Here is a 22,285-nt window from a genome sequence, read left to right as displayed (position 1 = left end):
AGGTCATTCCGGAACCAAGCGCGCTCCTCTAGCGTTTGTCGCAGGCGATTTTCGATCGCCGCAAGATGAGGGATTGCCATGCGCTTCAAGACCATCGTCGCCATATTGCAGAACGAGCAGGACGCCGAGCGCGTGCTCGATTGCGCCATCCCGCTTGCCGACCGCTTTCAAAGCCATCTCGTCGGCATCCATGCCGAGGCGCTTCCAGTCCCCTACACCTCGGCGACCGGCTTTCCGGACACCGAGTTCCTGCAGGTGTCGGCCGAGATGAACCGGGAACGCGCCGACAAGCTGGAAGCGCTTTTCCTGAGGCGCATCGAAGCGTCGGGCCTATCCTTCGAGTGGCGCAGCCTCGAGAGCTTTTCCGGCGACAGCGCGCTGACCGGCATTTCAAGCGTCCGTGCAGCCGACCTGATCATCGCCGCCCAGCGCGACACCGGCGGCGATCCGAGCGCCGATGTCGACACGCTGGTCTATGATGCCGGACGGCCCGTGCTCGTGGTGCCGCATGAAGGCCCCCTCATCACAACCTTCAAGCGTGTGCTCCTGGCCTGGAACGGCAGCAAGGAGGCCGCACGCGCCGCCTTCGACGCCCTGCCCTTCATCAGCGAGGCGGAGAAGACGGACATATTGATCATCGATCCGCCGGAGACGCTGGACGAAGCCCCGGAGGCCGCCGGCGCCGAGATCGCCGCGGCGCTCTCCAGGCACGGCGCCACCGTCAGCGTCTCGGTGCAGAGGTCGAATGGCGGTTCCGTCGATGACCTGATCCAGACACGCATCGCCGAGACCGGCGCCGACTTGCTCGTGCTCGGCGCTTACAGCCATTCCTGGCTGCGCCAACTGCTGTTCGGCGGCGTGACACGCACGGTGCTGCGCACCGCGCCAGTGGCGGCCTTCCTGTCTAGATGACCTAACGCCGTTCAAAGCAAGCGCGGCGTTAAGTCCACCGGTATCGCTAGCCGCCACCTTGCCAAGGGCGGCATTTTCCCGCTAATTCCGCCTGCATTCCCCTTGGATGTCGTCACGCGCCTGGTCGCGTGTTGCGGAGTGCGCGAAAAATGTCCCTTCCCGAAAAAGCCTTCCCGGTCTCCTGGGACCAGTTCCACCGCGACGCCCGCGCGCTTGCCTGGCGGCTTGCCGGCGCCAGCAAGGGGCAGTGGAAGGCGATCGTCTGCATCACCCGCGGCGGCCTTGTGCCAGCCGCCATCATCTCGCGCGAGCTCGGCATCCGGGTCATCGAGACGGTTTGCGTCGCCTCCTATCACGACTACACCAGCCAGGGGCAGTTGCAGGTTCTGAAGGAAATCACGCCGGCGTTGCTCGCCGACGACGGCGCCGGTGTGCTGATCATCGACGACCTCACCGACACCGGCAAGACCGCGGGCATCGTACGCGCCATGATGCCTAAGGCGCATTTCGCCACCGTCTACGCCAAGCCGAAGGGGCGACCGCTGGTCGATACCTTCGTCACCGAGGTCAGCCAGGATACCTGGATCTACTTTCCCTGGGATATGGGCTTCACTTACCAGAAGCCGATCGCCGACGATCACGCCGGCTGACCTGGTTAGATATTCTACTGAAACGATTCAGCGTGCATTTTTTTGCTACGCGAGCAAGGAGCGCCGAGAGCCCTGTTTCGCGTGATCGACTTTTCTTGGTGGAATTCAACAAGTTCCTGTGAAGTTTTTTACTTTTGTTGCGTATAATCGGTCGTAAGATTCGTTTCTTAAGGCGACAACGAGTTCGAGGGCTGGGGCTAGCTTCTCCAATGTTGACGAGGCCAACGACGCACTATCATCTAGCCGAAAGGGTCCGGCGACTGTTCGGCACCGCGCCGTGCCGCCTGCAGGTTGCCGCTTTGCCCTGGCGCGAGGCCGGCGATGGCGTCGAGATCATGCTGATCACCAGCCGCGACACCGGCCGTTGGGTGCTGCCCAAGGGTTGGCCGGAAGCCAAGGAGCCGCTTTGCGAGGCGGCGGCGCGCGAGGCCGGCGAAGAAGCCGGGTTGCGCGGCACGGTCTCCCATCTCGAAGCCGGCCGCTATTTCTATGCCAAGGCACTCGCTTCCGGCGAGGAAGTGCCTTGCGAGGTGCTGGTCTTCCCGCTGCGGGTCGACCGCGTTGCCGACCGCTGGAAGGAAAAGCGGGCGCGCACCCGCAAATGGGTGAACTCGACCGAAGCCGTGCGCATGGTCAACGAGCCGGACCTCTGCCAGATCATCGCCCATTTCTGCGCCAATCCGCGCAAATTCGCGTGAATTGACCGCCTAACACCGGCACGGCGGAGCCATGCTTCGGACCGGTCATTGCCGCGCGCCAGTATGACCTCTAAGATCGATTCGGCTGCCCTGGCATACTTGGCGATGACCAACACCACACAACCACTCGAAAACAATTCCAGCGACAGCCGTCGCAAGCACCGCCAGCGCGTGCTCAAGGGCGGTTCGATCATCACCGGCATCAAGAATTCCGAGATCAGCTGCACCTTGCGCAACCAGAATGAGGGCGGCGCCGAGCTGAAGGTCGCGCCGGACGCCCGCGTTCCCGATCGCTTCCTGCTCTATGTACCGGTCGACGGCGTCGCCTACCGATCGGAGGTCCGCTGGCGCCGCAACGATCGCGTCGGCGTCCAGTTCACCGGCACCGAGCCGAAGCCGAAGTTGCACTACGGCTGATCGCCTCAGCGGGCCTTGCCTCTGTGTCGATTTGAAGGGCGTCCGGAGCGAGTGGATGCCCTCTTTCACGTCAGATGACCAGACCCTTGGTCAGCTCGAGCGCCTGGCGTTCGAACAAGCGGCGATAGATGCCGCCGTTCAGCCGGATCAGCTGGTCATGCGAGCCCTCCTCGACGATGCGGCCACGATCGAACACCAGCAGCCTGTCGAGCGCCCTGACGGTCGACAGCCGGTGGGCGATGACCAGCGTCGTGCGGCCGACCATCAACCGCTCCATCGCCTGCTGGATCAGCACCTCCGATTCCGAATCGAGGCTGGACGTCGCCTCGTCGAGGATCAGGACGCGCGCGTCGGCGAGGAAGGCACGCGCGATCGCCACCCGCTGGCGCTCGCCGCCCGACAGCTTCACGCCGCGCTCGCCGACCAGCGTGCCATAGCCTTTCGGCAGGTTGGCGATGAACTCATGCGCGCTCGCCAGCCGCGCCGCATGCTCGATCTCGGGCTGCGTGGCGCTGGGCCGGGCATAGGCGATGTTCTCGGCCAGCGAGCGGTGGAACAGGATCGGCTCCTGCTGGACGATGGCGATCTGCGCGCGCAGTGATGCCTGCGCCACCTCGGCAATATCCTGGCCGTCGATCAGGATCCTGCCGGCGTTCACATCGTAGAGGCGCTGGATCAGCTTGACGAAGGTCGTCTTGCCCGAACCGGAATGGCCGACCAGCCCGACGCGCTCGCCGGGCGCGATTTCGACCGAGAAATCGCGGTAGAGCGGCAGCCGATGGTTGCCATAGTGGAAGGTGACCTTGTCGAAGCTGATGCCTCCATCGCTGATGCGGATCGGCCCCGCGGTCGTCCGGTCTTCGATGCCGAGCGGTTCGGCCTGGAAGTCGACCAGTTCCTCCATGTCGTTGATCGAACGCTGCAGGTTGCGGATATGCGTGCCGATGTCGCGCAGATAGCCCTGCAGCACGAAGAACGAGGTGAGCACGAAGGCGACGTCGCCGGCGCTGGCCTCGCCCCACGCCCACAGCATCAGCGCCAGACCGATCACAGCCGTCCGCAGCAGCAGAAGCATCGTGCCCTGCGTGGTGCCGTTGACGGTGCCGCGCACCCAGGTGCGGCGGGTGCGGGCGCGCCATTTGGCGACGACCCAGGCAAGACGCGCTTCCTCGCGCGCCTCGGCGCCGAAACCCTTGACCACGGCATTGCAGCTCACCGCATCGGCGAGTGAACCGCCAAGGCGCGTATCCCATGTGTTGGCGAGCCGGGCCGCCGGCGCGACATAGCCAAGCGACAGCATCGCCGTCACCATGATGAACAGCACAGAGCCAGCGGCGACCACCGCGCCCATCAGCGGCCAGAACCAGCCGAGCAGCAGGGTCGAGCCGACGAGCATGACGACCGACGGCAACAGTGCGATCAGGATCGTGTCATTGAGCAGGTCGAGCGCCCACATGCCGCGCGTGATCTTGCGCACGGTCGAGCCGGCGAAGCTGTTGGCATGCCAGTCGGTGGAAAAACGCTGGACGCGGTGGAAGGCGTCGGCGGCGATGTCGGCCATCATCTTCAGCGTCAGCTCGACGATGGCCATGAAGGCGGCGTTGCGCAGCACGACGCCGGTCAGCGCCAGGGCGACCAGCATCCAGAAGGCTGAGATTGCCGCGTTCCAGGCGACGTCGTCGGCAGCACCACTGCTGGCGACGGCGTCGACCAGCCGTCCGGAATAGAGCGGCGTCAGCACATCGGCCAGCGTCGACAAAAGGAAGGCGGCCATGATCAGCGAAAGCCGCCACGGCTGGCGCCGCCAATGGCCGAGCGTGAAGCCAAGCACGCTGCGGAAGGCTTCGGCACGCAGATCGATTCGAAAACGAGCCATGATGTCATCCAGGCGCAAATGTGCCCGGTCCCGGTAAGCTGGAAATTGAGAAAACCGCGTTGGCGCCAATCTGGCGCCGGGAATGCGGAGGTTCAGCATAGTGGCGGCACGCCCATATGCCGGCGGCGACCGGCAGCGGCAGATGCCTCTCCTCGATCGAGTTCTTGTCGCGAAGGCAAGCCTTCGCGAGGCCTCGATCAGGACCTAGGCTTCGCGGCCTCGCATAACGATGTCAAATTGTGGCATTCGGTTCCTCCAGGTGGAGAATCGCGGAGACGCCTTTATAGAGACGCCCCTGCGCATCGCCAAGCCAGGCTGCGACCAAATGCGCATCTGGTCCAAGCAGTGAGACGATTTTGCAACAACGGCGGGTTGTGCCGTTGCCGTGGCTCAGGCTATGCGGCTGCGCTGCGGACGGAGCGCTTACCGCCCGTCCCTGAACCGGTTGGTGATCGGATAGCGGCGGTCGCGGCCGAAGTTCTTCCTAGTGATCTTCACGCCCGGTGCGGCCTGCCGGCGCTTGTATTCGGCGATGTAGAGCAGGTGCTCGACCCGCGCCACTGTCGCCCGGTCATGGCCGCGCGCAACGATCTCGTCAACGCCCATCTCGTGCTCGACCAGGCATTCAAGGATATCGTCCAGCACCGGATAGGGCGGCAGCGAATCCTGGTCGGTCTGGTTCTCGCGCAGCTCCGCCGACGGCGCCTTGTCGATGATGTTCTTCGGGATCACCTCGCCGGAAGGGCCGAGCGCGCCCGGCGGCACGTGGCTGTTGCGCCAGCGCGACAGTGCATAGACCTGCATCTTGTAGAGGTCCTTGATCGGGTTGAAGCCGCCATTCATGTCGCCGTAAAGCGTGGCGTAACCGACCGACATCTCGCTCTTGTTGCCGGTGGTGACGACCATCGAACCGAACTTGTTGGAGATCGCCATCAGGATGGTGCCGCGCGCGCGGCTCTGCAGGTTCTCCTCGGTGATGCCTTCCTTGGTGCCTTCGAACATCTGCGTCAGCGCGTGCAGAAAACCTTCGACCGGCTCGAAGATCGGTACGATGTCGTAGCGGCAGCCAAGCGCGCGGGCGCAGTCCTCGGCGTCCTTCAGCGAATCCTTCGAGGTATAGCGGTAGGGCATCATCACCGCGCGCAGCCGTTCTTCGCCCAGCGCATCGACGGCAAGGGCGGCGCAGATCGCCGAATCGATACCGCCGGACAGGCCGAGCACGACGTTCTTGAAGCCGTTCTTGTTGACGTAGTCGCGCAGGCCAAGCATGCAGGCGCGATAGTCGGCCTCTTCCCGCTCCGGGATCTTCGACATCGGCCCTTCCGCGCAGACCCAGCCGTCATCCGTGCGCTTCCAGGTGGTGACGTCGACCGCGTCCTCGAACTGGCTCATCTGGAAGGCAAGCGTCTTGTCCGCGCCGATTGCGAAAGAAGCGCCGTCGAAGATCAGCTCGTCCTGGCCGCCCAGTTGGTTGGCGTAGATCATCGGCAGGCCGGTTTCGATGACCTGGCGGATGACGACCTGATGGCGGACGTCGATCTTGGCGCGATAGTAGGGTGAGCCGTTCGGCACCAGCAGGATCTCGGCGCCGCTTTCGGCCAGCGTCTCGCAGACGGCGACCTCGCCCCAGATGTCCTCGCAGATCGGAATGCCGATGCGCACGCCGCGGAAGTTGACCGGCCCCTGCAGTTCCGGCCCGGCCTGGAAGACGCGCTTTTCGTCGAACTCCCCATAGTTCGGCAGGTCGAGCTTGTAGCGTTCGGCCAGGATCTTGCCGCCATCGGCGACGATGATCGAATTGTGCGTGCCGCTCTTGCGCTTCAAGGGCGTGCCGATGATGACGCCGGGACCGCCATCCGCAGTGTCCTTGGCGAAATCTTCCGCGGCCTTTTCACAAGCCTTCAGAAAAGCGGGCTTCAGCACCAGGTCTTCCGGCGGATAGCCGGCGAGGAAGAGCTCGGTGTAGAGCACGAGATCGGCGCCCTGCCGGGCCGCATCCGCCCTCGCCTCGCGCGCCTTGGCAAGATTGCCGGCGACGTCACCGACGGTCGGGTTGAGCTGGGCGATGGCGATGCGCAGGATGTCGGGCTTCTTGGTCATGCAGTGGGTTTAGCGTGGCCGAAATCGCCGGGCAATGGCGATTGCTTGTACCAAATAGGATCGATCGACGGATGTTGATCGTATCCCGATCGATCGATTTCGACCGCGAGATTTCGCCGACCCAAGCCTAGTCGTTCATATACTCGCTCAGCGCTTCCACGGAGCGGTTCTCGCCGATCGACATCGCCAGGATGCGCGAGATGTGCCGGCGCGGCAGGCCGGTTTCAGCCGACCATTGATTGATCTGCGCCTGGATCTTGTCGAGGTCCCGCTTCGAGGTCGGGTTCTCGGCGATGTCGATGCCGGCATCGCGAAGTGCCGCCGCCATGTCGGCCGAGACGACGAAGGTGTCCCACTCCAGCCAGCGCAGGAAGTACTGGCCGGTGTTGCCGCCCAGCCGGCTGCCGTGCTTGCCGAGATAGGCCGTCAGCCCGACCTGGTCGTCGGCCGGCCAGGCGGCGAGGAATTTGCCGAAGCCGCCATGCTCCTTCGACACGCGCTCGACGAAGGCGGCGTTGTCGCGGACGGCCTTGATCTTCTGCGGATTGCGCACGATGCGCTTGTCGGAGGCGAGTTCATGCCAGAAATCGTCGGGCTGGAACAGCAAGCGCTTCGGCTCGAAACCGAGGAACGCCTCCTCGAAACCCGGCCACTTCTGTTCGATGACGCGCCAGACGAAACCGGCGGCGAAAATCCGCTCGGCCATCGTCGACAGGATGCGGTCATCCGTGACCTTAGCCACGGCCTTATTGTCCGGCAGCGGCCCGAGCAGCGACGCCAGCGCCGCTTCGCCGCCCTTGCGCTTTGCCGCACGGGCGCGGATTCTTTGAAAGTCAGCCATTTGGTTCCTCGCAAGTCGCGTCAATCTACCACTTCCCGTTCGAACCGGCAGCCTCTACCTCTTATCGCGGACGGTGACGGAGGCGACACATGAACAAGACAGTCGAGGATCTGGCGAACCGCTGGCTGAGGCAAAGGCCGGATGCATTGAGCAAGCTCGAAAGCCGGGTGCTGCAAAGCGCGCTTGATCGCACCACCATCTCGAAGGACACCAACAAGGCCGTCGCCTTTCACCAGACGTTCGGCGACCGGGTCGCCGACACTATCGCCCGCATCGGCGGCTCATGGTCGTTCATCCTGACCTTCATCGCCTTCCTGGTCTTGTGGACCTTCGGCAATGTCTGGCTGCTGTCTCGCGACGCCTTCGACCCCTATCCCTTTATTTTCCTCAACCTGGTGCTTTCGATGATCGCAGCACTGCAGGCGCCGGTGATCATGATGTCGCAGAACCGCCAGACCGAGCGCGACCGTATCGACGCCGCCCACGACTATGAGGTCAACCTCAAGGCCGAGATCGAGATCATGGCGCTGCATGAGAAGCTGGACGAACTGCGCCACAGCGAGATCATCGGCATGCGCGACGAGATCCTGCGGCTGGCCGAGCAGGTCAGGCGCATCGATGAAAAGCTGTCGGCGCGGCAAAGTCCCTGATGACCGAGGCCATCCACCATCTCATCGAGCAGTACGGTCTGTTCGCCGTTTTCCTGGGCTGCGTCGCCGAAGGCGAAAGCGCCGCCATACTCGCCGGCTTCTTTGCGCATCAGCATGTCTTCATGGCCTGGCAGGCTTTCCTGGCGGCAGCCATCGGCGCCTTCGCCGGCGACACCTTCTTCTTCATCCTCGGCCGCAACTTCGCCGATCATCCCTATGTGCTCAAGCTGAAGGCGCGGCCAGGCTTCAGCCATGCCTTCCGTTTGGTCTCCTCCCATCCCAACATCTTCGTGCTTTCGAACCGCTACATCTACGGCATGCGCCTGGTCGGCGGCGTCGCAGCCGGCTTCGCCAACATCACAGTGATGCGCTTCGTCGTCCTCAACGCCATCTCGTCGCTGGTCTGGGCGGCGTTGTTCTGCACGGTCGGCTACGTTTTCGGACTGGGCGCCGAGCGCGTCGTCGGCCAGGCGCTGGCGCGCCACGAACGGCTGCTGATCGCGCTGGCAATCGGGCTTGTCGTCGCCAGCCTCGCCTGGTTCCTCGCCCACTCCGTCGCCAGGAAGGAACGCGCCAGGGACGCAGGGGACGGTCAGGGCGAAGCCAGGTAAAGCTCAGTCGATGTCGATGTCGGTGTCGAGGGCGCGGTCGCCACGGTCGAGGATCAGCGGGATGATCAAATCCTCTTCGTCGGCCAGGTGCCTTGTGAGCATGGCGATCAGCCGGCTGTTCTCATCGGCATAGACGTCGGCGGCAAAGCGCTGTCTGTCCTCGCTCTCCTCGAGCGTGCGGATAAAGGCATTCGCCGCCTCGGCGTTGCGTTCCAGCCCTTCGTGTATGGTGTGATGGTCGGCGTCGAGTATCTCGAAGCCTCGCTTCAACCGGGGCTCAGCCTTGGCGAAGGCCGGGAAGTATTGGTAGTCCTCGACATTATGGTGGCCGTCGAGATTGCCAAGGAAATGGTTCAGCCGCGGCGCGAACCAACGCGCGAAGTCCGGCGCTGTCAGCCTGCCTTCGCGATAGTCACCAATGCCGTTGGCCAGCATGCCGCCGAGTTCGCGGAACATGTCGTGCCGCCCAAGCCACATAGCGGCGAGGCCATGAATATTGCCGTGGCCCTGCCAAGTCTCGCGCGGATATTTTTGCGTCAGCCAGCGCAGATCGTCCGGCAGCCCGGCTCGCTCGAGCAACAGAAAATCAGCGGCGTCCGACATGACAGTCTCCTTTGGTAACCGTCATGTAGGAAGCGCTATACTAGATCGGTAGTCCCGTGATGCGCTCGATAATGGCGATGCCCCAGACGCCGGCCACGATCACCACCGAGATCAGCACCGCCAGCGAACCGCAATCCTTGGCGAGCTGGATGTCGACATTGAACTCGCGGCTGAAGGCGTCGCAGGCAGCCTCGATGCCGGTGTTGAGCACTTCGACCATGATCAGGAGCAGCACCGCGCCGAGCAGCAGCGCGTAGCCGCGCCACGACACCGAGATGAACCAGCCCGCCGGCAGGGCAAGGGTGAGCAGCATCAGCTCCTGCTGGAAGGCTTTTTCGTGGGCAGCCAGCTTGCGGAACGCCCGCACCGAGTTGAAGAAAGCATCGATCAGCCGCTGCATGCCCAAATCCCTTTCCGAGTGACCGGCAGGGGATATAGCAACGGCTGGATCAATGGAATAAGGCAGTGCCGCCAAAAATCACGCGCTCTGCCGCTGTACTCGCTTGCTGGTCATTCGGCGGCCTCACCGGCGACCTTGACCGAGGGCGACGATTTCTCGAACTGCGGCAGCCCGTCGTCGATCGAATAATAGTCGCCCTTGTCGCCAACGAAGATATGGCTTTCCCCGGCAAGTCCGGACGGCCTGTCGAAGGCGCCGGCCATGATCGAAATCTGATCCAGTTCGTTATGCTTCCAGAACAGGAGCGAGCCGCAGATGCGGCAGAACCCGCGCCTGGCGACGTCGGAGGCGCCATACCAGGTGAGCGCCTCGGCTCCTTCTATGTCGATATCGGCATCCTTGGCCGAGGTCGCCGCAACGAAATGGCCGTTCTGCCTGCGGCATTGCGAGCAGTGGCAATAGACGACACCGCGCAGAGCCCCCTCGTCCTGAAGCGCACCGCGCCGCACAGGCAAGCTCCGTTGTGATTGTCATCCATTCCGCCCTCCTAGAATTCATCACCTGTCAGCAGCAGGATTCCAGTTTTGCGCCCGCCGGGCATCGGCAAATGCGACATGAAGAGGACACGTTTCGCCCCGCGCCTGCATAAGCGGTTATTGCATCCTGGGGTAGAGAAAACCGTGTTGAAATCCAGCCTATTAAGGAAACTTTAGCGCGCTCGCATCTATGGTCGTTTGCAAGTGAAGGTCGTGAGCGGGGACGCGATTCTTCTCGTGTCTGGCATTTCCGGTCGCACTCCCCTCATGGCGACATCGGCACGCGCAGGTTCTGCGTTGGCTCTTGAGGAGTGAACAGAACATGCAGCCGGCTTTCGTTCCAAACGACAGGAACACCGACATAGCGAGCACCGTCGTGGCGACGATGCGCCAGCTTGGCGTGCTTGGCCTGCCGCGCAACTACGAGATCTTCTACGAGGCTCTGAGCGGCAGCAATCATGAACTCAGCCTAGCCGTCGTCTCGCTGAGCAACCGGCCGACCCAGGAGGAACTCGACCGCATCGGCCGAACCTTCTTTGCCCAGCATCACGGCCCCGGCATTGTCGAGCACGCGCGCGACGTCATCGCCAAGGAACTCGAGGATATCGCCTCGCTGTTGCGCAGCGAGCGTTCCCACATCGAGAAATACGGCCGCATCCTCGACGAGACGTCGAGTGGGCTCGGCAACCGCAGCATGCTGTCGCAGGACCTGCTGCAGAAGATCGTCACCGCCATGTCGGCGGCCACCAACTCGACGATCGACCATGGCAGGCAAGTGGCGAGCACGCTCAGCGAAAAGACCGCCGAGCTCGAGAGCGTCAAGTCGAAGCTCGAGGAGTACAAGCGGCTCGCCGACACCGATCCCTTGACGCAGGTCTGGAACCGCCGCGCCTTCGATAAGGAAATCACCAAGATCTACAACTCCAACAAGGGCATCCTGTTCAATGCCCTGATCCTCGCCGACATCGACCGCTTCAAGGACATCAACGACCGCTTCGGCCATCCAGTCGGAGACAGGATCATCCAGATCATCGCCGAGATCTTCCAGACCAGCATTCGCGGCGACATGTTCGTTGCCCGCACCGGCGGCGAGGAATTCGCCCTGATCGTCGAGGGTGCCAGCGAAGACACGACTTTCGAGATCGCCGAGCGCATTCGCACGCTGATCGAGCAGACGCCGTTCACCAGCAGCCAGACCGGCACCAATTACGGCACGGTGACCGTGTCGATGGGCATCTGCATGGCGTCCGAGGCCGAAAGCCCCGAGGACCTCTACACCAAGGCCGACCGGGCGCTCTATCGCTCGAAGGTCGGCGGCCGCAACCGCGTGACAAGGCATTCGGCGATGGCCGGTCGCGCCGGCAAGAGCTGGCTGCTCTACAAGAAAGACTGATTTTCTCGGCCCTGACGGATCCGGCTGTCGCGGATTCTTTCGACACAACACCTTTCCATATGAATTTTTGTGGACTATATTTTCCATGGAAAGGAACAGTCATGCCGTCCGTGCAATCTCATATCGCCACCGGCGCGGCCGAAAACGCGGTCGTGACCAGGGCCACGCTGCGCGCCGCGGAACTGCTCGACGTCACCGCCAGGGTGCTGGCTTCCGTCATCGGCGTCTCGGAAGCCACGGTTTCGCGCATGCGCAAGCAGGAATTCCTGCTCGAGCGCGGCACCAAGCCGTTCGAGCTGGCCGTCCTGTTCGTCCGGCTGTTCCGTTCTCTCGACGCCATCGTCGGCGGCGACGAGAGCATCGCCCGGGCCTGGCTGAAGAACGCTAATACGGCTTTCGACAGCGCCCCGATCGAGAAAATCCAGTCGATATCAGGACTTGTCGATGTCATCGCCTATTTGGACTCCCGACGCGCTCTCGTCTGAATCCGCCCGGCTTGAAGGCAAGTACTGGCGCATGGTCGAGGCGCAGCACCGCGTCTCGACGCTGAAGGTCGTCGACACGCTCGACGAGCAGGCCTTGCTGGAAGAGCTGATCGAGGAGACGAAGCCGCAGATCCCGCTCGAGTGCCGGCACCTCCACTACCTGCTGGCGACGCCCTTCCGCTACGGCTCGGTCTACCCCCATGGCTCGCGCTTTCGCCGCGCCGGCCGGACCAGGGGCGTCTACTATGCGGCTGAGACCATGTTCACGGCTGTCGCCGAGATGGCGTTCTACCGCCTGCTGTTCTTCGCCGAATCGCCCGACACGCCCTGGCCGCGCGACGCCGCCGACTACACTGCCTTTTCCGCCGCCATCAAATGCGCCGCCATCGACCTGACCAGGCCGCCGCTCGACCGCGACGCGGCCGCATGGACGCATCCGACCGACTACGCCGCTTGCCAGGCCATCGCCGATGTCGCGCGCGAGGCCGGGCTGGAGGCGATCCGCTACCGCTCGGCGCGCGACCCGAAAGGCGCCAACATTGCGCTGTTGACGTGCAAGGGTTTTGCAAAAGCAAAGCCGCTGGAGCCGCAGACCTGGCGCATTCGCCTCGGCGTCTTCGGCGTGCAGGCGATCTGCGAGTTTCCGGAAAAGCGGATCGAATTCTCCAGGGCGGCCTTCACCGACCCACGGCTCACGAACTTGCGCTGGGAGCGCGGCCGCTAGCTGTGTCGTGATTCAGGCGAGGATGTTCACCGCCCGCGCCGCCACCAGCGCGATCGTCAGCAGCGAGATCAACGCCTCCGCCATCATCAAGAGCTTGGCGCGCTGGGTGAGCGGCAAGGTGTCGGTCGGCGAGAATGCCGTCGCGTTGGTGAACGCCAGGAAGGCATAGTCGACGAAGCCGGGCAGCCAGCCGCGGATTTCTCGGTCGGGCAGCGTCATCTGCGGGAACAGGAAATCGGCCTGCGCGCGCTTGACCAGCCCACAGGTCGGCGGCCCGCCCCGGTCCGTGCTCCAGAACCAAAGCGCGAAGACGATGACGTTGGTGACCCAGATGTTCAGCGCATCGACAAGCAGCGTCGTGCCGGCGCCGGCATGGCCTTCGAGCAGCGCCTTGACCAAGAAGACCAGCGCCCCGCAGTTCATGACGCTGATGACGCCGGTGAGGACCAGCGCGGTGCGGCGGATGTAAAGGCGAAACCGGCCGATCGCGTACCAATGTTCGTGATCAATGGCCTTCTGCGTCGCCATTTGCGTCCACGCCGTCGCGATCGACAGGGGCACGAGCAGCACCGCCTCGATCGCAGGCGCCAGCCAGCGCGGGCCGAACGACAAGTCGTTTATGACCAGAAGCTGCAGGCAGATGATGACGAGGACCGCCGCTCGAGCCGACCAGAAATCAAGGGCGCGGTGGTGGATGACGGCATGCTTGTGACGCATGGTGAATGCTGGAACCAGTTGGGGGTGGACGATGCAGTTCCATCCAATCTTGGTTTTGCAATGGTCGCGCCAGAACACATTTTCGTAAGCTCTGATGTTACCGCTCCTCGGCCCGAAACAAAAAAAGGCGCCGGATTTCTCCGGCGCCTTTGATCACGCAGATTCAAACCAGCAAGCGGCTCAGCCGTTGGCGGCCTGCTTGTGCTGGACCGTGTGGCTCTTCTTGAGCAGGTCCGAGACCAGGAAGGCGAGCTCGATCGCCTGGTCGGCGTTGAGGCGCGGATCGCAATGCGTGTGGTAGCGGTCCTGCAGGTCTTCCGCGGTGATGGCACGGGCCCCGCCGGTGCATTCGGTAACGTTCTTGCCGGTCATCTCGACATGGATGCCGCCGGGATGCGTGCCTTCGCCGCGGTGCACCTCGAAGAAGGTCTGCACCTCCTTCAGGATGCGGTCGAACGGCCGTGTCTTGTAGCCGGCCGCCTCAATCGTGTTGCCGTGCATCGGATCCGACGACCAGACCACGCTGCGGCCTTCCTTCTGCACCGCGCGCACCAGCTTCGGCAGATGCTCGGCCACCTTGTCGGCGCCGAAGCGCGCGATCAGCGTCAGCCGTCCCGGCTCGTTCTCCGGGTTGAGCAGGTCGATCAGCTCCAGCAAGCCGTCCGGTGTCAGCGACGGGCCGCATTTCAGCCCGAGCGGGTTCTTGATGCCGCGGCAATATTCGACATGCGCATGGTCGGGCTGGCGGGTGCGGTCGCCGATCCAGATCATGTGACCCGACGTGGCGTACCAGTCGCCGGAGGTGGAATCGACGCGGGTCAGCGCCTCTTCGTAGCCGAGCAGCAGCGCCTCATGGCTGGTGTAGAAATCGGTCTCGCGCAGCGCGAAGTTGGTTTCGGAGGTAATGCCGACTGCGCGCATGAAGCCCATGGTCTCTGTGATGCGGTTGGCGAGCGACTCGTACTTTTCGCCCTGCGGGCTGTCGGAGACGAAACCAAGCATCCAGCGATGCACATTCTCCAGGCTGGCATAACCACCCTGGGCGAAGGCGCGCAGAAGGTTGAGCGTCGCCGCCGACTGGCGATACGCCATCTCCTGACGGGCGGGATCGGGAATGCGCGACTTGGCGTCGAACTCGATGCCGTTGATGATGTCGCCGCGATAGCTGGGCAACGTCACGCCGGCCTTGGTCTCATTGTCGGAAGAGCGCGGCTTGGCGAACTGGCCGGCGACGCGGCCGACCTTCACCACCGGCTGCGCGCCGGCGAAGGTCAGAACGACGGACATCTGCAGGAAGACGCGGAAGAAGTCGCGGATGTTGTCCGCGCCATGCTCGGCGAAGCTCTCGGCGCAATCGCCGCCCTGGAGCAGGAATGCATCACCGGCGGCAACGGCCGCCAACTGCTTCTTCAGTTTGCGCGCCTCACCGGCGAAAACCAAAGGCGGAAAGGTGGCGAGTTGGGCTTCCGTGTTCTTCAGCGCGGCAAGGTCCGGATAGGCGGGAACCTGCTTGATCGGCTTTTCTCTCCACGAATTCGGCGACCATTTCGTCATCGTTGCACCCAAAGGCCCTTCAGCAGCAATTCCAGGAAAAGCGTGATTCCGCGCGGAATTGCGTCAAACAAACAGATGAACGGGCACCCTCGCCCGCCATTCCAGCCCAATATGGGGTGGCGGCTCCTTACACGAAGCCGAATTCCTATTCTAGACCGGAATTTGAGCGCTGGCGAATGAGCGTTGCTGGCCAAGGTGTGTTGAGATTCAGGTTAGGCCGAGCCGAAAATGGTGATTTCCGAGAACCGGAGCGGAGCGTACTCAAAGCACGTGATACCAGAAGCGCAGGGAAACCGCCATTTGCAGGCCGGCATCAACTGAAACTCAACACACCTAGGCGGCTTTCTCCACCAGCCGCGCCAGCTGCGTCATCACCACGGCCGAGCCCGCCAGTCGCTTTTCGGCGTTCGGCCAGTCGCGGATGAAGACGACGCTGTGATCGGGCCGGATCTTGGCCAGCGAGCCCTGCTCGCCGATGAACTTGACCAGCCCGACCGGGTTGGAGAATTCACGCTTGCGGAAATGGATGACGACGCCTTTGGGGCCGGCGTCGAGCTTCTCGACATTGGCCCTGCGGCAAAGCGCCTTGATGAAGACGATCTTCAAGAGATGCGTCACCTCTTCTGGCAGCGGTCCGAAACGGTCGATCAGCTCGGCGCCGAAGGCGTCGATCTCCTCGGTGCTTTCGAGGTCGCCGAGCCTGCGGTAGAGCGCCAGCCTGAGCTGCAGGTCCGGGACGTAGCTTTCCGGGATCATCACCGCCGTGCCGACGGCGATTTGCGGCGACCAGCCACCGTCCTGCACCTCGCCGGAATCCTTCACCTCGGCCACCGCCTCTTCCAGCATCTGCTGGTAGAGCTCGAAGCCGACCTCCTTGATGTGGCCGGACTGCTCCTCGCCCAGAAGATTGCCGGCGCCGCGGATATCGAGGTCATGGCTGGCGAGCTGGAAGCCGGCGCCGAGCGTGTCGAGCGACTGCAGTACCTTCAGCCGCCGCTCGGCGGTGTCGGTAAGCTTGCGGTTGGCCGGCAGCGTGAACAGCGCGTAGGCGCGCACCTTCGAGCGCCCGACGCGGCCGCGAAGCTGGTAGAGCTGCGACAGGCCGAACATGTCGGCGCGATGGATGATCAGCGTGTTGGCGGTCGGGATGTCCAGGCCGGATTCGACAATGGTGGTCGACAGAAGCACGTCGTACTGTCCGTCATAGAAGGCGTTCATGATGTCGTCGAGCTCGCCCGGCGGCATCTGACCATGCGCCACCGCCACTTTAAGCTCCGGCACCGATTGCTTCAGGAAATCATGGATTTCGGTCAAGTCGCTGATGCGCGGCACGACATAGAAGGAATGGCCGCCGCGATAGCGCTCGCGCAGCAGCGTCTCGCGGATCACCAGCGGATCGAAGGGCGAGATGAAGGTGCGCACCGCCATGCGGTCGACCGGCGGCGTGGCGATCAGCGACAGTTCGCGCACGCCGGTCAGCGCCAACTGCAGCGTGCGCGGGATCGGCGTCGCCGACAGCGTCAGCACGTGCACGTCGCTCTTCAGGTCCTTCAGCCGCTCCTTGTGCTTGACGCCAAAATGCTGCTCCTCGTCGATTATCAGCAGGCCGAGATTCTTGAACGAGATCGCGGAACCCAGCAGCGCATGGGTGCCGACGACGATGTCGACCGTGCCCTCGGCAATGCCTTTCTTGGTCTCGGCCAATTCCTTGGAACCGACCAGCCGGGACGCCTGCGCGACGCGGATCGGCAGGCCGGAGAAGCGCTGCGAGAAGGTCTTGAAGTGCTGGCGCGACAGCAAGGTAGTCGGCACCACCACGGCGACCTGGAAACCTTCCATGGCGGCGATGAACGCGGCGCGCAGCGCCACTTCGGTCTTGCCGAAGCCGACATCGCCGCAGACCAGCCGGTCCATCGGCTTGCCGGCGCCGAGATCGTCCATGACGGAATCGATCGCGCCCTGCTGGTCGTCGGTCTCCTCATAGGGGAAGCGCGCGGAGAACTCGCCATAGAGGCCTTCGGCAGGGATCATGGCGGGCGCCGAGCGCATCTGCCGCTCTGCCGCGATGCGGATCAACTGCCCGGCCATGTCGAGCAGGCGCCGCTTCAGCCGCGCCTTGCGCGACTGCCAGGCGCCGCCGCCGAGCTTGTCCAGCGTCGCCTCGGCCGAATCCGAGCCGTAGCGCGACAGAAGCTCGATGTTCTCGACCGGCAGGAACAGCCGGTCGTCGCCGGCATAGTGGATTTCCAGGCAGTCATGCGGCGCACCGACCGCCTCGATCGTGCGCAGGCCGACGAAGCGGCCGATGCCGTGGTCGGTATGGACGACGATATCGCCAGACGACAGCGACGAGGCTTCGGCGATAAAGTCTGATGCGCGCTTCTTGCGCTTGGAGCGCCGGATCAGCCGGTCGCCGAGGATGTCCTGCTCAGCAACGACGACCAGTCTCTCGGTCTCGAAGCCGGATTCGAGCGGCAGCACGGCAAGGCCCGCCTGCCCCGGCTCCAACTTTTCCGCCTCGGCAAGCGTCGCCACCGGCTTCAAATTGCCAAGATGATGCTCGGCCAGGATCTGGCCGAGCCGGTCGAGCGAGCCTTCGGTCCAGCCGGCGATGACGACGCGGCGGCGCGCTGCGCGCTCGTCGGCGATGTGCTTCACCACGACATCGAAGACGTTGGTGTTGGGATCGGCGCGTTCCTCGGCGAAGCTGCGGCCATGCCGCGCACCGGCATGGAAAACCTTTTTGCCCCCCACATCGGGCGCATCGAAGACGGTGAAGTCGATGTCTTCGCGCGGGCCGAGAGACGCCTTGAGATTCTCCGGCGAGAGATAAAGCAGGTCCGGCGCCACCGGCTTGTAGGGCACCGCGTCCTTCAACGCACCGTCGGCCTGCTTGCGGCGCGCTTCGTAGTGATCAAGGATCAGCGTGTGGCGTTCGGCCAGCGCCTCATGCGCCAGATGGTCGAAGACCACGGGCACGTCGGGCAGGTAGTCGAACACCGTCTCCAGCCGCTCGTAGAAGAACGGCAGCCAGTGCTCCATGCCGGCAAAGCGCCGCCCTTCGCTGACCGCGGCATAGAGCCCGTCATCGCGCGACGGCGCGCCGAACGCCTCGATATAGGCGCGGCGGAAGCGGCTGATCGTCTCCGGCGTCAGCGCCACTTCGCTCATCGCCTGCAGCGCCATCGACTTGCGCTGGCCGGTGGTGCGCTGCGTGGCGGCGTCGAAGACGCGGATCGATTCCAGCGTGTCGCCGAAGAAATCGAGCCTGAGCGCCTCGCTCCAGCCGGGCGCGAAGAGGTCCAGGATGCCGCCGCGCACCGCGAACTCGCCGACGCCGCGCACCGTCGGCACCCGCTCGAACCCGGAGGTTTCCAGCCGCGACACCAGCGCCTTCATGTCGATCTGATTGCCGGGCCTGGCGTGGAAGGTCTGGGCTTCGATGAGATCGGCCGGCGGGATGCGCTGCAGCAGCGCGTTGGCGGTGGTGAGGATCACGGCGCGATGCGGCTTCCTCGCCAGCGCGATCATGGCGGCCAGCGCGTCGAGCCGCCGCGCCGCCGCATCCGAGCCCGGCGAGACGCGGTCGTAGGGCAGGCAGTCCCAGGCGGGCAGTTCGAGCACCGGCAGGCCAGGCGCGGCAAAGGCCAGCGCCTCGGTGATCGCCGGCAGGCGCTGCCCGTCGCGGGCCACGAACAGCACCGGCTTTTCGGGCGCGATCTCAAGCGCCGTCTGCACCAGCGCGAAAGCTTCGTAGCCGTCGGCGACACCGTCGACGATGAACTGGCCGGCGCGGCCCTTCGGCAGGCCGATGGAGGGAATAAGGCTCATTTGTATGCGTTTTTCAAAATGTCATGGTCCGGCGCGACGCCAGGATCTTTTGCAGGACAGCGCAGTCGATGTTGGCCGGAACCGGACGTTCGCCGGTGATGAAAGGCAGGAATTCGGTGTCGGGGATTTCAAGGAGCTTTTCATATTGGTCGATTTCCGCATCGGTCAAGTCACCGATCTCGGCATCAGCGAAGGAGCCCAGGATCAGGTCCATCTCGCGCATGCCGCGATGCCAGGAGCGGAACAGGAGCTTGCGGCGGCGGGCATCCAGCCCTTCGCTTGATCGTTGTGTCCCGGTCATGGCGCCGCGTCCCTTGCTGAAGCGGCGCATATAGCGTGGATAGAGGGCGGTGTCAGCCTTGCGCAATGGTTGTCGCGACATAAGCTGACAACATGCGCCCTTCCCTCCTCGATCCGCTGTTCGTCCCGATCACTTCGCTTGCCGGCGTCGGGCCGAAGGTAGGCATGTTGATCGAAAAGGTAGTGGCCGCCGATCTCGGCGACCGCGCCGCGCGCGCCGGCGACCTTTTGTTCGTGCTGCCGCACACAGTGATCGACCGCCGCAACCGGCCGGGCATAGCGCTTGCCGCCGAAGGCGCGATCGTCACCCTCGAGGTACGCATCGACCGCCACCAGCCGCCGCCGCGTGGTAACAGGTCGGTGCCGTACCGGGTCTACGCCCATGACGACACCGGCGAGATCGCGCTGACCTTTTTCCATGCCCACGCCGCTTATCTCGAAAAGTCGATGCCGGTGGGCGAGCATGTCGTCATCTCGGGCCGCATGGAATGGTTCAACGGCCGCCCGACCATGGTCCACCCCGACCACGTCGCGCTGGCCGGCGAAGCGGAAAACCTGCCACTGGTCGAGCCGGTCTATCCGCTCACCGCCGGTCTCTCGGGCAAGGTGCTGCGCCGTGCCATCGGCCAGGCGCTTGGCCGCCTGCCGGAGTTGCCGGAATGGCAGGACGACGCCTTCATGCGCCGCCAGACATTTCCACCCTTCGCCGATGCGCTTGCCGGCATCCACTATCCGGCAGACCCGATCGACGTGGCGGTCGAGGGGTGGCGTGGCGGCGGCTTGCCTATGACGAGCTGCTGGCCGGCCAGGTGTCCCTCGCTTTGGTGCGAGCCAGGATCCGCCGGCTGTCCGGCCGGCCGCTGACCGGCGATGGCAGCGTCGTCGAAAAGCTGCGCGAAGCACTCCCCTACTCGCTGACGCCTTCGCAGGAATTCGCGCTCGCCGAAATCCTTGCCGATCTCGCCGACCCGGAGCGCATGCTGCGCCTGCTGCAAGGCGATGTCGGCTCCGGCAAGACGGTGGTGGCACTCCTTGCCATGGCGCGCGCCGTCGAGGCTGGCGGCCAGGCGGCGCTGATGGCGCCGACCGAAATCCTGGCGCGCCAGCACCTGGCAACCATCGCGCCCCTGGCGCAAAAGGCAGGCCTGCGCACCGCCATCCTCACCGGCCGCGAAAAGGGTCGCGAGCGCACGGAGACACTGGCAGGGCTGGCCAGCGGTGAGATCGACATCGTCGTCGGCACGCACGCCCTGTTCCAGGAATCGGTCACGTTCCACGATCTCGTCCTGGCCGTCGTCGACGAGCAGCACCGGTTCGGCGTCCACCAGCGGCTTGCCATCACCGCCAAGGGCGACGCGCCCGACATGCTTGTGATGACGGCAACGCCGATCCCGCGCACGCTGGTGTTGACCGCCTTTGGCGACATGGATGTCTCCAAGCTGACCGAGAAACCCGCCGGCCGTCAGCCGATCCGCACCGTCACGCTGCCGCTGGAGCGGCTGGACGAGTTGGTCGGGCGCATGCGCGACGCCGTCGCTGACGGCCAGAAGATCTATTGGATCTGCCCGCTGGTCGAGGAATCCGAAGAGGTCAAGCTGATGTCGGCGGAGGATCGCTTCGCCTCGCTGAAGCCGCTCTTCGGCGACCAGATCGGCCTCGTGCATGGCCGCATGAAGGGTGCCGAGAAGGACGAGGCGATGCGCGCCTTCAAGCAGGGGGAGACACGCATCCTGATAGCCACCACCGTCATCGAAGTCGGCGTCGACGTGCCGGACGCCACGATCATGGTCATCGAGCATGCCGAGCGCTTCGGTCTTGCCCAACTGCATCAGTTGCGCGGCCGCGTCGGGCGCGGCGACAAGCCCTCCTCCTGCGTGCTGCTTTACAAGGACCCGCTCGGCCAGACGGCCAAGCGCCGCCTGTCGGTGATGCGCGAGACCGAGGACGGCTTCCTGATCGCCGAAGAAGATTTGAAACTGCGCGGCGAAGGCGAGTTGCTGGGCACGCGCCAGTCCGGCACGCCGGGTTTCCAGGTAGCGCGCATCGAGGCGCATGCCGATCTTCTCGAGGCTGCGCGCGACGACGCCAGGCTGATCCTGTCACGCGATCCGGAACTGCAGTCCGAACGCGGCGAGGCGCTGCGCCTGCTGCTCTACCTGTTCGGCCGTGACGAGGCCGTGCGCCTGCTGCGCGCCGGCTGAGGCCCGGCGCCTATCGGCGGATTGGCGAGCGTGCCCTCGATCTGCTCGCCGTTTACGGTCACCAGCTTGCTCTTCACCTCGGGCGCCACCAGTCCGGCCGAAACGATCAGCTTGGCGCCGTCCTCGATTGTCATGTCGAGCAGCACGATATCGGATTTCAGCACATACATCAGGAAGCCGGTGGTCGGGTTCGGCGTGCACGGCATGAACACCGCAATCAGCGGGTCCCCTTCCTGGTCGAGCTTCTGGTTGATCTCGGTTTCCTTCTCGCTGGCGACGAAGACCAGCGACCAGATGCCCTTGCGCGGATATTCGACCAGCCCGACTTGGCGGAACATGTCGCCCTTGTTCGAGAGCACCGTTTGGAAAATCTGCTTCAGCGAACCATAGATGCCGCGCACCAGCGGCATGCGGCCAAGCAGCCGCTCGCCGAAATTGACAATGGCGCGGCCGACGATGTTGGCGGTCATGAAGCCGATCAGCGTGATCAGCACCAGCGCAACGATGAGACCGAAGCCGGGAACCGGGAACGGCAGATAGGTGTCCGGGCTGTAGCGCAGCGGGATATAGGGCTTCACCCAGGAATCGACCCAGCGGATGAAGGACCAGGCGATATAGGCGGTAATCGCCAGCGGCGCGCAAACAATGAAGCCCGTCAGGAAATAGTTCCTGAGCCGGGTCATGCCTGAGGTCTTCGGGGCGTCGGACATGGATCACCGCAGCGCAGGTTGCGCCGCAACATTAGTGAACCGCAACACGGTTTGGAACTGCGAAGTTTTTAAAGAG

At 64.0% G+C, this 22,285-nt stretch carries 19 protein-coding genes and 2 pseudogenes; 10 read left to right on the top strand and 11 right to left on the bottom strand.

Features of this window, described 5'->3' with window-relative positions; translation table 11 throughout:
- Positions 1 to 78 precede the first annotated feature (78 nt).
- From EJ073_RS02690 to EJ073_RS02675, 4 genes are all read left to right on the top strand, one after another.
- A complete protein-coding gene (locus tag EJ073_RS02690) occupies positions 79 to 912 on the top strand; it encodes a universal stress protein (RefSeq protein WP_126054326.1) in 834 nt (277 codons plus the stop codon).
- Between the two features lie 149 nt (positions 913 to 1,061).
- Positions 1,062 to 1,562, top strand: coding sequence for a xanthine phosphoribosyltransferase (gene gpt / locus EJ073_RS02685; protein ID WP_027145490.1), 501 nt, complete (start codon positions 1,062 to 1,064; stop codon positions 1,560 to 1,562).
- A gap of 209 nt (positions 1,563 to 1,771) precedes the next feature.
- On the top strand, positions 1,772 to 2,260 hold the full coding sequence (locus EJ073_RS02680) for an NUDIX hydrolase (protein WP_126054325.1): 489 nt from the start codon (positions 1,772 to 1,774) through the stop codon (positions 2,258 to 2,260).
- 105 nt (positions 2,261 to 2,365) lie between these two features.
- Positions 2,366 to 2,677 (top strand): PilZ domain-containing protein, encoded by a 312-nt coding sequence (locus EJ073_RS02675; protein ID WP_126054324.1) that lies wholly within the window; start codon positions 2,366 to 2,368, stop codon positions 2,675 to 2,677.
- A 70-nt stretch (positions 2,678 to 2,747) separates the two neighbouring features.
- Here EJ073_RS02675 and EJ073_RS02670 read toward each other — a convergent pair whose 3' ends face one another.
- The 3 genes from EJ073_RS02670 to EJ073_RS02660 all read right to left on the bottom strand — a co-directional run bounded on the left by EJ073_RS02670 (position 2,748) and on the right by EJ073_RS02660 (position 7,494).
- Positions 2,748 to 4,553, bottom strand: coding sequence for an ABC transporter ATP-binding protein (locus EJ073_RS02670; RefSeq protein ID WP_126054323.1), 1,806 nt, complete (start codon positions 4,551 to 4,553; stop codon positions 2,748 to 2,750).
- A 423-nt stretch (positions 4,554 to 4,976) separates the two neighbouring features.
- Positions 4,977 to 6,653, bottom strand: coding sequence for an NAD+ synthase (locus EJ073_RS02665; RefSeq protein ID WP_126054322.1), 1,677 nt, complete (start codon positions 6,651 to 6,653; stop codon positions 4,977 to 4,979).
- Positions 6,654 to 6,780: 127 nt separating this feature from the next.
- Complete coding sequence (locus EJ073_RS02660) at positions 6,781 to 7,494, bottom strand: DNA-3-methyladenine glycosylase I (protein ID WP_126054321.1); 714 nt, start codon at positions 7,492 to 7,494, stop codon at positions 6,781 to 6,783.
- Positions 7,495 to 7,583: 89 nt separating this feature from the next.
- Here EJ073_RS02660 and EJ073_RS02655 point away from each other — a divergent pair, with 89 nt between their 5' ends.
- The gene (locus EJ073_RS02655) at positions 7,584 to 8,144 is read left to right on the top strand and encodes a DUF1003 domain-containing protein (protein WP_126054320.1); all 561 of its coding nucleotides are present in this window, start codon (positions 7,584 to 7,586) and stop codon (positions 8,142 to 8,144) included.
- The gene (locus EJ073_RS02650) at positions 8,144 to 8,755 is read left to right on the top strand and encodes a DedA family protein (protein ID WP_126054319.1); all 612 of its coding nucleotides are present in this window, start codon (positions 8,144 to 8,146) and stop codon (positions 8,753 to 8,755) included. The genes EJ073_RS02655 and EJ073_RS02650 overlap by 1 nt, the downstream gene beginning before the upstream one ends.
- 3 nt (positions 8,756 to 8,758) lie before the next feature.
- Here the strand turns inward: EJ073_RS02650 and EJ073_RS02645 are convergent, their stop codons facing one another.
- From EJ073_RS02645 to EJ073_RS02635, 3 genes and pseudogenes are all read right to left on the bottom strand, one after another.
- Positions 8,759 to 9,358 carry a hemerythrin domain-containing protein gene (locus EJ073_RS02645; RefSeq protein ID WP_126054318.1) on the bottom strand — a complete coding sequence of 200 codons (600 nt, stop codon included), beginning with the start codon at positions 9,356 to 9,358 and terminating at the stop codon, positions 8,759 to 8,761.
- Between the two features lie 40 nt (positions 9,359 to 9,398).
- A complete protein-coding gene (locus EJ073_RS02640; RefSeq protein ID WP_126054317.1) occupies positions 9,399 to 9,758 on the bottom strand; it encodes a diacylglycerol kinase in 360 nt (119 codons plus the stop codon).
- 110 nt (positions 9,759 to 9,868) lie between these two features.
- Positions 9,869 to 10,296 (bottom strand): annotated as a pseudogene (locus EJ073_RS02635) (GFA family protein).
- 320 nt (positions 10,297 to 10,616) lie between these two features.
- On the opposite strand from EJ073_RS02635, the gene EJ073_RS02630 reads away from it, so the two are divergent.
- The 3 genes from EJ073_RS02630 to EJ073_RS02620 all read left to right on the top strand — a co-directional run bounded on the left by EJ073_RS02630 (position 10,617) and on the right by EJ073_RS02620 (position 12,896).
- Positions 10,617 to 11,687, top strand: coding sequence for a diguanylate cyclase (locus EJ073_RS02630; RefSeq protein WP_126054316.1), 1,071 nt, complete (start codon positions 10,617 to 10,619; stop codon positions 11,685 to 11,687).
- 101 nt (positions 11,688 to 11,788) lie between these two features.
- Entirely contained in the window at positions 11,789 to 12,172 is a 384-nt protein-coding gene (locus EJ073_RS02625; protein WP_126054315.1) for an MbcA/ParS/Xre antitoxin family protein, read from the top strand.
- Positions 12,132 to 12,896: an RES family NAD+ phosphorylase gene (locus tag EJ073_RS02620; protein ID WP_126054314.1), complete on the top strand. Its 765-nt coding sequence runs from the start codon at positions 12,132 to 12,134 to the stop codon at positions 12,894 to 12,896. Before EJ073_RS02625 ends, EJ073_RS02620 begins: the two co-directional genes overlap by 41 nt.
- A gap of 12 nt (positions 12,897 to 12,908) precedes the next feature.
- Here the strand turns inward: EJ073_RS02620 and EJ073_RS02615 are convergent, their stop codons facing one another.
- From EJ073_RS02615 to EJ073_RS02600, 4 genes are all read right to left on the bottom strand, one after another.
- A complete protein-coding gene (locus EJ073_RS02615; protein WP_126054313.1) occupies positions 12,909 to 13,613 on the bottom strand; it encodes a hypothetical protein in 705 nt (234 codons plus the stop codon).
- Positions 13,614 to 13,793: 180 nt separating this feature from the next.
- A complete protein-coding gene (locus EJ073_RS02610) occupies positions 13,794 to 15,167 on the bottom strand; it encodes a 3-deoxy-7-phosphoheptulonate synthase class II (RefSeq protein ID WP_126054312.1) in 1,374 nt (457 codons plus the stop codon).
- Positions 15,168 to 15,500: 333 nt separating this feature from the next.
- Positions 15,501 to 18,998 (bottom strand): transcription-repair coupling factor, encoded by a 3,498-nt coding sequence (gene mfd, locus EJ073_RS02605; protein WP_126054311.1) that lies wholly within the window; start codon positions 18,996 to 18,998, stop codon positions 15,501 to 15,503.
- A gap of 13 nt (positions 18,999 to 19,011) precedes the next feature.
- A complete protein-coding gene (locus EJ073_RS02600) occupies positions 19,012 to 19,299 on the bottom strand; it encodes a succinate dehydrogenase assembly factor 2 (RefSeq protein ID WP_126059061.1) in 288 nt (95 codons plus the stop codon).
- 92 nt (positions 19,300 to 19,391) lie between these two features.
- Between EJ073_RS02600 and recG the strand changes: the two are divergent.
- Positions 19,392 to 21,499: pseudogene (gene recG, locus EJ073_RS02595) on the top strand (ATP-dependent DNA helicase RecG).
- Here recG and EJ073_RS02590 read toward each other — a convergent pair.
- A complete protein-coding gene (locus EJ073_RS02590) occupies positions 21,451 to 22,209 on the bottom strand; it encodes a DUF502 domain-containing protein (protein ID WP_126054310.1) in 759 nt (252 codons plus the stop codon). The pseudogene recG and the gene EJ073_RS02590 sit on opposite strands and share 49 nt — an antisense overlap.
- Positions 22,210 to 22,285: the final 76 nt, after the last annotated feature.

Origin of the sequence: Mesorhizobium sp. M4B.F.Ca.ET.058.02.1.1 (assembly GCF_003952505.1) — a bacterium.
Taxonomy (GTDB): domain Bacteria; phylum Pseudomonadota; class Alphaproteobacteria; order Rhizobiales; family Rhizobiaceae; genus Mesorhizobium.
This window is presented reverse-complemented; position numbering and strand designations above follow the sequence as displayed.